The 13,905-nt window shown below is 44.4% G+C and carries 8 protein-coding genes; 2 read left to right on the forward strand and 6 right to left on the reverse strand.

Annotated features, from left to right (window positions below):
• Positions 1–438 precede the first annotated feature (438 nt).
• Entirely contained in the window at positions 439–1,950 is a 1,512-nt protein-coding gene (locus JGK20_RS11170) for an FAD-dependent oxidoreductase (RefSeq protein ID WP_293225869.1), read from the forward strand.
• A 242-nt stretch (positions 1,951–2,192) separates the two neighbouring features.
• Here the strand turns inward: JGK20_RS11170 and JGK20_RS11175 are convergent, their stop codons facing one another.
• Positions 2,193–2,603, reverse strand: a complete 411-nt coding sequence (locus tag JGK20_RS11175) for a peptide chain release factor 1 (protein ID WP_293178309.1) — start codon at positions 2,601–2,603, stop codon at positions 2,193–2,195.
• A 165-nt stretch (positions 2,604–2,768) separates the two neighbouring features.
• Between JGK20_RS11175 and JGK20_RS11180 the strand changes: the two genes are divergently transcribed.
• Positions 2,769–2,975 (forward strand): hypothetical protein, encoded by a 207-nt coding sequence (locus JGK20_RS11180; RefSeq protein WP_293143836.1) that lies wholly within the window; start codon positions 2,769–2,771, stop codon positions 2,973–2,975.
• 172 nt (positions 2,976–3,147) lie between these two features.
• On the opposite strand, the gene JGK20_RS11185 is transcribed toward JGK20_RS11180, so the two are convergent.
• The 5 genes from JGK20_RS11185 to JGK20_RS11205 all read right to left on the reverse strand — a co-directional run bounded on the left by JGK20_RS11185 (position 3,148) and on the right by JGK20_RS11205 (position 13,849).
• The gene (locus JGK20_RS11185) at positions 3,148–4,644 is read right to left on the reverse strand and encodes a response regulator (protein WP_293178312.1); all 1,497 of its coding nucleotides are present in this window, start codon (positions 4,642–4,644) and stop codon (positions 3,148–3,150) included.
• A 4-nt stretch (positions 4,645–4,648) separates the two neighbouring features.
• Entirely contained in the window at positions 4,649–9,895 is a 5,247-nt protein-coding gene (locus tag JGK20_RS11190; RefSeq protein WP_293230457.1) for an AAA family ATPase, read from the reverse strand.
• Positions 9,828–10,874: a serine/threonine-protein kinase gene (locus tag JGK20_RS11195; protein WP_366038790.1), complete on the reverse strand. Its 1,047-nt coding sequence runs from the start codon at positions 10,872–10,874 to the stop codon at positions 9,828–9,830. Before JGK20_RS11195 ends, JGK20_RS11190 begins: the two co-directional genes overlap by 68 nt.
• A gap of 350 nt (positions 10,875–11,224) precedes the next feature.
• Positions 11,225–12,103 carry a sugar ABC transporter permease gene (locus JGK20_RS11200; protein WP_293178318.1) on the reverse strand — a complete coding sequence of 293 codons (879 nt, stop codon included), beginning with the start codon at positions 12,101–12,103 and terminating at the stop codon, positions 11,225–11,227.
• 282 nt (positions 12,104–12,385) lie between these two features.
• Complete coding sequence (locus JGK20_RS11205) at positions 12,386–13,849, reverse strand: CIA30 family protein (protein WP_293207195.1); 1,464 nt, start codon at positions 13,847–13,849, stop codon at positions 12,386–12,388.
• Positions 13,850–13,905 lie beyond the last annotated feature (56 nt).

Below are 13,905 nucleotides of genomic sequence, written 5' to 3' on the forward strand. Positions count from 1 at the left end.
TTCAACAGTTGACAGTTGACAGTTGATAGTTGACAGTTTGAGAGCGACCTCTATTTAGAAGGAAGAGGATTGGAGTAATCAATAGTCTGATTTTAATTTCTCCCGATCGGCGAGAGCCTTTCAACCAATTCTTTCTGGTAAAAAAACCTCGTCTAACCTTCTGATAATCGAGTTCATATGGCGCTTATAAAATGAGCTTAGTCAAGCGCGACCAATTCCCGATTACCAGACAGACCTCATCTAAATTAGTGAAGCTATATAGCGGTTCTCAAAAAAGTGAGGTATCCCCAATGCCCAATGCCCTGTTTGGCCAATGCCCTGTTTGGCCAATTCCCTGTTTGGCCAATTCCCATGAGTACCTCATCTTTCTGAGAAAGGTTATATCTCGCTTTATTTTATCAATTATGTCATCATAAATAAAGAATCAAGAGGTACGCAATGTCAGCAGAATCGCCAACCCGAAAAATAGTCGTAGTCGGCGCCGGATGGGCCGGTTTAGGCGCCACCTATCACCTAGCCCAACAAGGATATGACGTAACTTTATTAGAAGCAGGGCCTCAGTCGGGAGGCTTAGTTGCGGGATGGAAAACCGCCGGCGGGCGTTCCGTAGAAGCAGGCATTCACGGCTTCTGGTATCCTTACAAAAATATCTTTTCATTAGTCAAGGAATTAGGGCTCGATCCCTTCACGCCTTGGACTCGTTCTTGTCAGTATTCCCCCGCCGGATTGGAAGTTGAATCTCCCATTTTTCAGGACGAACCCAGACTTCCCACACCGTTAGGAACATTCTTGTACACGCGATTTAAAAGACTGCCATTAGTCGATCGCCTTTCAGCCTTACCCTTACTCTATGCCGTACTAGATTTCGACAATTCCGACGAAGCTTGGCAGCGGTACGATCGCGTGACAGCCCGCGAATTGTTCAAACAGTTTGGCGTATCTGCAAGGCTGTACCGGGATGCTTTTGAGCCGATGTTATTAGTAGGTTTATTTGCACCCGGAGAACAGTGTTCGGCCGCCGCAGCTTTGGGAATGCTTTATTATTTCATTTTAGCACACCAAGCAGATTTTGATGTAGTTTGGTGTCGCGGCACTGTCGGAGAAAAAATCTTTCGTCCGTGGGTAGAACGCCTAGAAAAAATCGGCGCCCAAGTATTGACAAAACGGCGAGTTACTGATGTCATAGTTGACAGCAACAATCAAGCCAAGGGAGTTGTCTGCGGCGACGAAACATTCGATGCAGATGCAGTTATTTTTGCAGTTGGCGTTACCGGAATGCAAAAAATTATCAGCAGCAGCCCCGCTTTGCAAACCCGCCAAGAGTTTCGGGACGTGATGAACTTGGGCGCTGTTGACGTGTTAGCTGTTCGCCTGTGGTTTGACAGAAAAATTGAGATTCCGCTGCCTTCAAATGCCTGTTTTGGATTTAGTTCGACTACGGGATGGACGTTTTTTGATTTGAATGCTTTGCACGACGAGTTCCGATCCGAACCGGGAACAGTTGTGGAAGCTGATTTTTATCACGCCAATCAATTAATTCCCCTGAAAGATGAGGAAATAGTTGCTCTTGTTCAGCGGGATTTGGCGACTTGTATTCCGGCTTTTCGGGAGGCTAAAGTAATCGACAGCAGCGCGATTCGTTTATCGCGGGCGGTGACGCATTTTGCACCGGGAAGTTATCAGTATTTGTTGCCTGCGGTCACAAGTTATGATAATGTATTTATGAGCGGCGATTGGGTTGTGACCCGTCACGGTTCTTGGTCGCAGGAAAAGGCTTATGTTACTGGTTTGGAGGCGGCAAATTTCGTAGTTTCGCGTTTCGGAATCGGCAACAAAGCGACAATTATTCCGGTGGAGGCTGACGAACCGCACATTCAAATCGGCAGACAGATTAATCAGTTTGCTCGCAGTTTGACTAAAGCTGTTATTCCCGATTTTTGGCTGCCATAGTTAGAAGGAAGAGGGAAGAGGAAATGTATTGCTTTAACTAAGTAGGACTTATGCACGGGTGGCGAGAAACCGGGTTTTTCATCAAAATAGTTGATTGAAACTGTCAATGTGGGTGAAAAAGTAACTAATCGTAGGGTGCGTCAGGGCAAAAAATATTAATTTATACTCAAGACATTCAACCCTGAAGCACCCTACAATCACTGTCAACTGTCAACTGTCAACTGTCAACTGTCAACTGACTATCACCAATAAGGCCGACCCTTCCAAAAAACTCCCACGGTAATTCCTATTAGTGCAGCTTCCGATAAACTTGCTAAAAAAGCAGGTATGGGCAGGAATGACTTTAATACCAAACCCAAGATTACGCACAAAACTAAAACCCACAAATTAGTCCGGTTGAGCAAAAATTGCTGCTGCCAATACTCCAAAAAGTACACTGCTAAAGCTCCCATTCCCACGGCTGTAACAAAAGGTATCAATATTCCGAGGGAGGAGCCGTAGAGAAGTGTCAGAATGTTGCGGATTACCCGCGATTGCGTGAAACCCCAGGCTAAAAATAGTTCCAGTCCAATCACGATGGAGTTGACGAGGGCGGCAATTTGCAGCATTTCTCGCCAGGGGAAAAGTTTTAAGCGGCGCAGAAAATTGCTCATAATCGGCAAATTTGGTAGGTTGCTTTGATTTTATAACAGTTTTGCGCTGGCGATCGACATTTGATGCCAGTTTGTAAAGTAAAATGAACATAGAGGGCAGTCTCTTGACAAATTCACCCAGAGCATCTGCCTGCTAGTTGTTGGAACCGTGAAAGGAAAAAAGTTATGGTGGAGAACACTGTCGATTGTGCTGTAGCTTGCGTCAACGGCTGCGTTTTGGGCGACAAGTGCCCGAAGCGGGAATACGCAGAAGCAACTTCAAGCTTTATTGAAAATACTTCTCTCGACAAAATGCTAGAAATGGCAGAGGAAGCGGTGAGAAGGAAACGGACGGAACCTCCCAAATGGGTAATCCCTGATTTTCCTGAATAGAATTACCCATTTGGGAAACAGCATCGCCCTTTCAAATGGGCGATGCTTTTTGTTTTTGGGAGTATCTCATTAAATGCCGGATTTATACGTTAATTTTTTACAGTCTTAGACGGATTTTTTCGCTCACAAACCTGCTTTTTTTATGGCTTCTGGGGCGCCCCAAGGGCAATGATTAGCGGTCTACTATTTTGGAACCGGAGGTCGCCATTTCTCGCACTTTTTGTCGAATTGGAAGCTCGATCGCAAATTCGGTTCCTTGGCCTGGTGTCGAACAACAGCGCAAACTGCCACCGTGCTTTTCTGTGACAATGTGCCAGCTAATTGACAGGCCGATTCCCGTACCTTTTCCCACAGGCTTTGTTGTAAAAAATGGGTCAAAAATACGATCGCACAAATCCTCACTGATTCCCGGCCCGCTGTCAGCAATTTTAATAATTGCCGTGTTCGGGTTGTGGACTTTCGTACAAATCCGAATCTGGTAGGGATTTATTTTAATTTCTTCCATAGTTTTTTCAGCGCATGATTCTTCTATCGCATCGATGGCATTAGCTAAAATATTCATAAATACCTGATTGATCTCCCCGCCGCAGCACTCTACATTTTTCAAATCGGTATCGTACTCCTTAATCACCTGAATCGCGGGACGGTTCGCCTTAAATTTCAGCCGATTTTGCAAAATCATCAGCGTGCTGTCAATACCTTGATGAATATCAATCAGCTCCATTTCTCGCCCTTCTTGTCGCGAAAAATACCGTAGAGACAGAATTATATCCCGAATGCGATCGCCACCTAGCCGCATCGAGTCTAGCATTTTCAGCAAATCATCCTTGATGAATTCAATCTCTACCGCTTCTGCTGTTGATGTTATTTCCGCTGCGGGTTCGGGATAGTGCTGCTGGTAAAGATTGAGTACCTTGAGCAAATCTTCAGTATAATCGCGAACGTAATTGAGATTGCCGCAGATAAAATTTACCGGATTGTTAATTTCGTGAGCAATTCCCGCCACCATTTGCCCCAAAGCAGACATTTTTTCGCTCTGAATTAACAACGACTGGGCGTGCTGGAGCTTGTGCAGGGACTGCTGTAAATTCTCCTGTGTTTGCTGTCTCTGGTTCACCTCTTCCTGTAGCCGCTCGTTGGTTTGACAAAGTTCCACAGTGCGCGACTCTACCCGTTTTTCCAACTCGGCAGCCAGTTGTTCCAGGTTAATTTGAGCTTGTTTGCGATCGACAATTTCACGCTGCATCTGGGCATTTTGCTCCTGAAGTTTTTGAGTCAGCTTGCGGATGCTCAAATGCGCTTTAGCCCGAGCTAAGACTTCTTGATTTTGAATCGGCTTAGTAACGTAATCAACAGCTCCCAAATTAAATCCTTTTACCTTATCTTCCGTCTCATCCAGCGCTGTCATGAAAATCACCGGAATCTCCTTTGTCAAATCGCCAGCCTTCAAAAGCCGGCAAGTTTCAAACCCATCAATTCCCGGCATTAATACGTCCAGCAATATCAAATCTGGCAGCGAGTATTCAGCTTTTTTGATAGCGCTCTCTCCCGTCCTTGCCACCAACACTTTAAACCCCGATTCCGTCAAAAAATCAAACAGCACTGCCAAATTATTTTGGTTATCATCGACGATCAAGATAACGCTCTCTTCCAAAGGTAAGATGCTCATGTTTTCAATGCTTCCTATATTGTTCTACGAATTCTAAAATCTTTGCTTCTTCAAAATTTTTAGCTAATTGATTCAGATGGCTGGCAAAAGAGACATATTTTGCATTAATTTTGGCCAATTTTTCTGCTTGTTTTTGAATTCCTCCTAAGTCACCCATCATTGCTAATTCAAAAAGTACAGCTATTTCCTCTGCCGGAGGAGGGATAATTTTTTCATCTGGAATTTTAGATTGGTTGTCGGAATCTTCAGATTCATAATTTTCGTCTTCCAAATTCTCATAAATCCATTCTAACTCTAAATGAACTTGCAAGCAATTTAAAAGTTCCTCAGCCCGGATCGGCTTGGGGAGAAAAGCATTGCATCCTGCTGCTAAACTTCCCTGCTTTTCCACTGCCATAATACTAGCAGAAGTGCCGATCGCGACCACATTTTTAAAGAGCGGCAACTTGCGAATTTGCCGCATCGCTTCAAATCCGTCCATCACCGGCATTACCAAATCAATCAAGATACAATCCGGTTGAAATTCCAGGGCTTTATTCAAACAATCTTGACCGTCTGTAGCCTCAATTATTTCAAAACCCAACGGTTCGAGCAGGTGAATTAAAACCGAGCGATTTTCCCACTGATCGTCAACCACCAGAAGTTTTTTGTTAGTACCATTGAAACCTTTGATAAATTTTTGGGAATACTTTTTATTTATTTCTGGGCTGTCAACTGCTAGCAAATCTAACTCAAACCAGAAAATGCTACCTCTGCCTAAAGTGCTTTCTACTTGTAATTCGCTGCCCATAATCTCGACTAATTCCCGGCTGATTGCTAATCCCAATCCGGTTCCTTCGGTATGGCGGCGGGTATTGCCCACCTGTTCAAAAGGTGTAAATATCTTTGGCAATTCATCAGCAGCGATCCCAATTCCTGTATCTTCAACCTGAAACCGAATCCTCACCTTCGTAGTGAGGACTTCAGTCCTATTTTCATCGCTTACACAATCCACTACTGAAACCTTAAATGTTACCCCACCCCTTTCAGTAAACTTAACAGCATTACCAATTAAATTAATCAATATTTGGCGCAACTTCTTTTCATCTGCCGAGATTGCACTGGGGAGATACGAAAGATATTCGCAATTAAAAGCTATGTTTTTTTGACTTGCCCGAATGCTACAAATAGCATTAATGCCTTGAATGAAATCGGGAAAATCAAAGTCTGTGGCCACGAGTTCCATTCTCCTTGCCTCGATTTTAGAAAGGTCTAAAATATCCTCTATCAAAGCGAGCAAGTGTTCGCCACAGCGGTGAATAACGCCAATTCCATTCTGTTGTTGCGAGGTCAAATGTTTGTCGCGCTTAAAGATTTGGGTGTAACCTAAAATGCCGTTGAGGGGTGTTCGCAATTCGTGGCTCATGTTAGCTAAAAATTCGCTTTTGGCGTGGCTGGCATCTCGGGCGGCGGCTTCGGCTTTTTGGCGTTCTTTAATTTCTTGGGAAAGTAGCGAGTTTTTTTGGTGTAATTCTTGGGTGCGTTCTTTTACTTTTGCTTCTAGGGTAAAGTTGTATTCTGCGAGTTGTTTGTTGGCAGTTTCTAAGTTTGTGTAAAGACGGGCATTTTCGAGGGCGATCGCAGCTTGGGACGAAAGCAGCTTCAATACTTCCAAGCGATCGCCTGTAAAAGCGCCGGTTGTCAAATTGTTTTCCAAATACAGGATCGCGGTTAATTTGCCTTGATAGACGATCGCCGCGCATAACACCGATTTTGGCTGGCGATCGACGATGTAGGGGTCATTGTGGAAAATAGCGTCGCTGCTGGCGTCATTCAACACGACATCTTGCTGAGTGCGATCGACAAAATTGATTAGCGATCGCGGATACGCACAATCCAAGCCCGCGCCCGAGAGCACCCGCACATCGCCGCCAACCTCTCCCGCAGCTTCAATGACAAATTCACCATTTTTGGGTGCAATCAAAAACCCAGTTTGGGCCCCCGCATTTTCCAACAAAATCCGCATCAATTTGTCCAGCAAAGCATCGAGGACAATTTCGCCGGAGATAGCCAGAGATGCTTTCATGACGGTAGCGAAATCCAAAGCTTTGTGAGTACCGGTAACGGTTGCAGAAGTTACAGTCACAGTCGGGCGATCGCTAATTGTGAGACTATCACTTTCCGGCATCCGTACAATCAACTGCGGATAGCGTTCCTCCAAATCAGCAACCTTAGCATTCGCACCCCAACGGATGTAACCGTAGTAAGCATCCGTCATGTAAACCTTAGCCACCTTCTCCCGCCCCGCCAACAGGTAAAACTCAGCAGCTAATTCATTCGCCAAAGCCTCTTCCTGAATGTATCCCTGTTCGCGGGAATGTTGGATTGCGCGATCGTAAAATGCGATCGCCCGGTCTTTTTCTCCCAACACCCGCGCTTTCTCAGCCTCAACCAACTCATATTTATGCTGATAATTCATCGGTGCGTGAAAAGCCCAATCCTGCATTTTTTTCTGATTTGCTTCCACCTGTTCCAAATACTGTGCTTGTTGTTCAGTATCCGCAGTTGGATATACAGCTAATAAAGCCAGCGAATAGTAAAAATTGTGTATGGCAACATACATCAACCCCATTATTGATTTAATGTATTCTAATGCTTCCGATAAGTTGGCAATAGCCCCTGCACCATCTTTCAATAAATAGAGCAAAATTCCTTTAGCTATATACAAATGAAAAAGCGTCCAACCATTTTTGGCAGCTTGCGACTGCGCCAGCAAAGTTACTTCATCAATTGCCTCTCCGATCAACCGATACTTGTCAGTTACTAAGCCTTGCAAATTTAAATTTAGTTGCCTTTCTACATTTATTTCCAGTGCAATATATGGATTGCCAATTTCTTGGCTCAAATTTACGTATAATAATTGCTTGTCAAACAACGATTCTAGTTGCCCCCCAGTCAAAAATAGGTAAATGCAATAATTACTAACACAATAACCAACATAGACTAGATAACCAAACTCAATTCCATTTTGCAGCGCATCTTGCAACGGTGTCAAACTTTCTCTGGCGTGTTCTTTCCACGGTCTAATAAAAGAGTTAAACATATTGTAGACTGGGCATATAAGTTCCTTTGCCTCGAATTTATCTAACAATTTTACAGCCACTTTCCCTGAGTGATATCCTTTTTCAATTTCTCCAATTGTACAAAGTAAAGTGCCGTAAAAAACATAGGATAAAGCAGCGATAGCTGAATAACCTTGTTGATTGCAGAGATTAACTTGGCAGACAACTATTTCAAAGCCAATCTCTGGATCTACACCTAAAGCGGGAATAGTAATAGATTGAAGTAACTTTATTACTGCTATCAGCTCCGGATCGGTCATTCTTGGCAATTTTTCTAAGTCTTCAAACTTAGGTAGTATCACCTGATTTTTAGCCAAACTCTGGAGCCTTGAAAGAGAGAGACCCATCATCTCCAAAGCTTGCAATCCAGTATCCAAAGCTCTCGGCATCTGGAAGGTGTTTACATACATTTGGATTTTAATCTCATATATCTTTATCGCATCTAGCTGAGTAGTAGCTTGCTGCAAGATTAACTCGCCCAGAATTTCGGCTTGCTGTAAATTGGTATTCAGATATTCCGCTTCCATTGCCTCTGTATGGAGAGCCAGGGTCAAGTTATAATGACTCTGCCAACTTGACATGACCTCACTTTCTTTCTCACCTGGGCGAAACACAGAATTGAGGAGTTGTATCCCCAGATTAAAATACCTGAGAGCAGGTTCAAAAGCTGCTGCCGCCTTCGCTTTTTGACCTGCGATGAGATTGAGTTCAGCTAACTCGCATCTTTCTTGTTCCGAAGTCAGTAAATCGATTCCGAAATTCAGTTGATTTACCAAAGCAAAAATATTGTTTTTCCGCGCTTCTGGTGCAGTATTTTGCAGCAGCAACTGACCGATTTTTAGGTGAGTCTCTTTTTTCTGCTCTTCAGGAATCAAAGAATAAGCTGCTTGCTGCACTCTGTCGTGCAAAAACTTGTAGTCAACCTTCACATCTTGCAGCCCAGCCAGCCCTGTTTCTAATCCTTCAAAAACCAGTGGAATTTTGTAATCGTTGCTCAGCGGCAAAACTAGACCCGCCTGAAGAGCATCCCAGAGGTTTAATGCTGTTTCTTTTTGAGATTTTTCGCTGACAATTGAGAGAACTTCTAACTTAAACTGGTTGCCAATACAGGCAGCTAATTTTAATGCTGACTGCGCCGAGACAGGCAACTTCCGAATATTTCGAGCGATTAACTCTACGACATTGCAGTCAGTAATCCCAATAGCTTGGATGTGTCCGAGATCCCACTGCCACGTACTGGATGGAAAATCGTAAACTAACAGATTTTCTTGATAAAGAGTTCTGAGTAACTGAGTTAGAAAGAAGGGATTGCCTTGGGTTTTGTTGAAAAGTAGCTCGGCGAAAAGTTGAATCTTTTCCGAGATTCGGATTTTCAAAGTTTCGGATATTAAGAGTTGAACATGACTCAACTCTAAGGGAGCGAGAACAATATTGCTGACTCTTTCGGGAATTCCTGCCCCAGCTTTTTGGATATTTTCGATGGTTTGAATTAGCGGATGGGTGGCGCTGACTTCGTTATCTCGATAGGCTCCAATTAGCAACAAATATTTGCTGTCTGAATCTGTCACCAGCAGTTCAATCAATTTCAGCGACGCCGAATCTGCCCACTGCAAATCGTCGAGAAAAACTACTAGCGGGTGTTCTTTTGCGGTAAACACGTTAATGAATTGTTTAAACACTCGATTAAATCGGTTTTGCGATTCTGTCGGCCCCAATTGCGGGACTTCCGGCTGTTTCCCGATAATTAGTTCGACTTCGGGAATCACGTCTGTGACAACTTGCCCGCTGGTTCCCAAAGCGGCAAGCAATTTTTGTTTCCAAGTCTGGATAGATGCTGTGCTTTCTGTTAGCAACTGCCGAATTAATGACTGGAATGCTTGAATCACGGAAGCGTAGGGAATATTGCGTTTGAATTGGTCAAATTTGCCACCAATAAAATATCCGCGCTGTCGGACAATTGGTTTTTGAACTTCATTGACTAAGCAGGATTTGCCGATGCCGGAGTAACCGGAAACGAGGATCATTTCGACTCCCCCTGTTTTGCTTGTTAAGGAGGATGAAGAACTTTCAATAAGCCCTCCCTTAACAAGGGGGGGGTTGGGGGGGTTCTCCGGTGCTTTGGGAAAGCTCCGAAAGCCCCCCCTTAGCAAGGGGGGGTTGGGGGGGTTCTACACCGCTAATTCGCTCAAAAGCACTGAGTAAAGCGGCGACTTCGGCTTCTCTACCGTATAGTTTTTGGGGGATGAGGAGTTGACCGGCCCGATCGGCATTTCCGGCAGTAAAATCAGATATATTGCCGCTACCTTGGAGTTGTGCGAGACAAGTTTCGAGATCAAACCTCAGCCCGTCGGCGCTTTGATACCTATCTTCCGCCGTCTTCGCCAACAACTTCATCACGATGGCAGAGATTGCTTCGGGAATTTCCGGCTTCAAACTGTGGGGCGCGGGTGCGATTCTAGCGATGTGACAGTGAACTAATTCTAAAGGGTCGATCGCATTAAACGGCAATTCACCAGTCAGCATCTCGTAAAAAGTGACACCTAACGAGTAAAAATCGCTGCGATAGTCGATCGCCCGATTCATTCTACCAGTTTGTTCCGGCGAAATATAAGCTAACGTACCTTCGAGCAAATTGGGATAGCTGGGACTTGCGTTTTCTCTAACCAAGCGCGAGGAGATGCTGAAGTCAGTAATTTTGACCTGATAGGTTTCGGGATGGATAATGATATTGTGCGGTTTAATATCTTTGTGAATTATTTGATTTTGATGAATTTCACCCAAACTTTGAGCTAGCTGCACGGCTATTTCGAGAAAATGTTTTAATTTAATTTTTTGAGTAGTTAGAAGTTTTGACAAAGCCAAGCCACCAAAGTCTTCTAATGTGAGTGCTACACTATTTTGATGCGTTTCTAGGCGGTATGAATTAACAATAGTTTCTATATTTCTTAGATTTTTTCGGATTTTATATTCGTGTCTCAAGCGAGTAATCTCTTCGAGAGTTGGATACTCGCTTTTCAGGGTTTTGACTATGACGGGTAGGTTTTCTTGTTCCCAGATTCCCCGATAGATCGCAGTATTGATACCAGAATAAATTTGTTCCGTGATTTGATAGCCTGTTAGTAAAATCATAGTTTAATCAATTTGAATTTAAAGGGTTGACTGCAAATTTACCCGAGTTGTGCTGTGGGCGGAAGTCGATCGCCCGTGTTAGAGGGGTGATGGCACAGGTTGGGTGAAACAGATTCCGAGGCATAATCAACATTAGTGCAAAGATCGCAGCTTTGGCATTGGCTATTTGGCTTAATCTTTAAGTCGATCGCACTTACGTATTCTTACTGATTAATACGTATTCTTACTGATTAAATTGTGTTTAATATAACATTTGCCGCGCCAAGGGTTTTAACAGCCTTCTTATCTTCTTCTCTCTTTCCTCTGTCAAGTCAACTGTCAACTGTCAACTGTCAACTGTCAACTGTCAACTAATCATTGCGAGTCAAACCCTGAAGGCTAACTTGCAAAACCGACAAACCCAAAATCAGCAAAAACAAAACTAGGGCGATCGTACAAGCATAACCAATTTCCAAATCCTTAAAAGCCCGTTCGTAAAGATAATAAACAACAGTCTTAGAACTATTGCGAGGGCCGCCCTGAGTCATAATATAAACTTCTTCAAAAACCTTAGTAGCAGAAATCGCCGAAATCACCGCCACCAAAACCAAATAAGGCTTCATCAGCGGCACAGTAATATCCCAGTGTTTCCGCAAACCTTCCGAACCATCAATCGCAGCGGCTTCATAAAGTTCTGCCGGAATAGATTGCAGCCCAGCTAAATAAATCACCATGTAATAACCTAAGCCTTTCCAGACAGTAACTGCCATCACGCTAAAAATTGCCACCTTCGGATTGGCCAGCCAAGAAACCGGAGGTAAACCCAACAATTCTCCGAACTGATTCAGCAATCCCGTCTCAGCAAACAGCCACTTCCAAGCAATCCCTGCGACAACCATCGAAATCACCGCCGGCGTGTAATATGCTGCGCGGAACCAGTTCATCCCCCGCAGCTTTTGATTGCACAAAATTGCCATTCCCAACGGTATAACAACCAATACAGGCACAACACAGATGAGATACAGCAGCGTATTGGTCAAAGTTTGCCAAAAAGTGCGATCGCGCCACAACCGCTCAAAATTCTTCAAACCCACCCACTGCGGCATTTGAGTTAAATCATATTCGTAACTCGTAAAACTCAAATAAAAAGCTTGTAAAGCAGGCCACAAAACAGTCAAAGTCAAAACAAACAAAGCCGGAAACAAAAACAAATAAGGCGTTGAATAGCGGCGGAAAAAATTCAAAGGCATAATAATTGGTAATTAGTCTTGGTTAATAATAAGACGGCGGTTGAAACCGCGTCTATACAAACGATGTCAGCCGGACGCCGACTGAAGAAAACAACATAATTCCATTCGCCGTCCGATCTTTTTCTTCAACCCGCGGAGGCGGGTTTTGTCTGTGTAGACGCGAATTCGATTCGCCGTCTTCGATTCGCCGTCTTCGATTCGCCGTCTTCGATTCGCCGTCTTCGATTCGCCGTCTTCGATTCGCCGTCTTCGATTCGCCGTCTTGCACCCTACAAACAATACCTATTTAAGCCCAGAAAACAAACCCTCCCAATCTCTCGGAGAACCAGGATTTTCCCCCTCTTTTACCTCAAAAGTCACCTTACAAGCCTGCGGTTGTTCCAAAGCTTGCACGCACAATTCCGCAATATCTTCCCGACTAACTTTACCCCGAATATTATCTCCTTGCTCGAAGATCAAAGCTTTGCCGCCCGGTTCCTCAGTCAAAGCACAAGGTCTGACAACAGTATAAGGTATGCCGCTCGATCGCACGCAATCCTCTCCTTTCAACTTCCAAGTCAAAATTCCCCCCAACATATCATTCATTCTGACAGCCGGCGGTTCATCTTCCAAGATAAGTCCTGGGCGGCCCGGGCGAGTAACTCCCGCCGAACTCACCATCACAAATCGCGGCAAAGTCTGGCCGCCATCAGCTTTAATAGATTCTAATTCCAGTTGAAAAACACCCGGTGTAAATTTCGGATTCAGCGCGCCGTCATATTCAAACTTGCTCAGCATTAACTGAAAAGAATAAATGCTGCTGGGATCGAATTTCGCGCCATCTTTCACAGTCTTCGCGCGGAATACTGGAATTAACTTATCGAAGGGAACTACGATCGTAATCCAGGTATTGTACACAGTATCGAACGAATAGCAATAGCCGATACCATCCCATTTAGCCTCGCTACGCACGATCAACTTGTAGCGCTTACCATCCCCTTTGACCCGGAGCAGGAGGCCGCTGAATCCTGCGAGATTGACCGGAGGATCGAAGTTGCGGGTGCGGACAGAAGCAAAGCCACCTGAGTTGGCAGTGGAAACATTGCCCGTGAATATAGCTGTACTGTCTGTAAGTACGATCGAACTTTCGCTAGTCCCGCCCATCACAACATCATCGAGAGCGCCCCAAGTTTCCTTTAAATCTTGGGTAGGTTTTGTGAAATCAAAAATGACTTTTTCGCCTGATTTAATGAGCTGACTGCGAACAGCTTGCACTAAATTATTCAGGCCTTTGTATTCGACAATTTCGGGAACATCCACAACTTCCGGCATATAAAACTTGATGCCTTGATAGTATTTTTCCCTGGTTGGCGTGTCTCCTTCTACAGGTTGAACTTTGGTACCCGTGCAGCAGATAACTGCATCTACGCCCTCAGTGACGCGCGGTGTTAGCGTCTCAGCGATAGTGATATCTCCCTCGACTAATTCGACATTTTTGCCAAGAATTTCGGTTGCTCTTTTGGTATCTCTGACGAGACAGCGGACTTGATATCCCCGCTGTTGCAGCCGCTTGACAACTCGCTTCCCGACGCCACCTGTCGCACCGGCTACCAGTATTAGTTTGGGTTGGTCTTTTTTATTGTTGCTGCTGCTTCCGAACAGTTGTTGCAGCCAGCTAATGCTGCCAATGAAGGGAATCACGCCAAAATAAGCCAAGGTTTTGACAAATCTGCCGGCATCCCATTGGGCGGTATTTTTTTCAGTCACAGTCGCTTCCTCAGAGTTGGCTCAAATCTACTTATAGCAGTTGACAGTTGACAGTT

This window comes from Microcoleus sp. PH2017_05_CCC_O_A, assembly GCF_020738785.1.
Lineage (GTDB): Bacteria > Cyanobacteriota > Cyanobacteriia > Cyanobacteriales > Microcoleaceae > Microcoleus.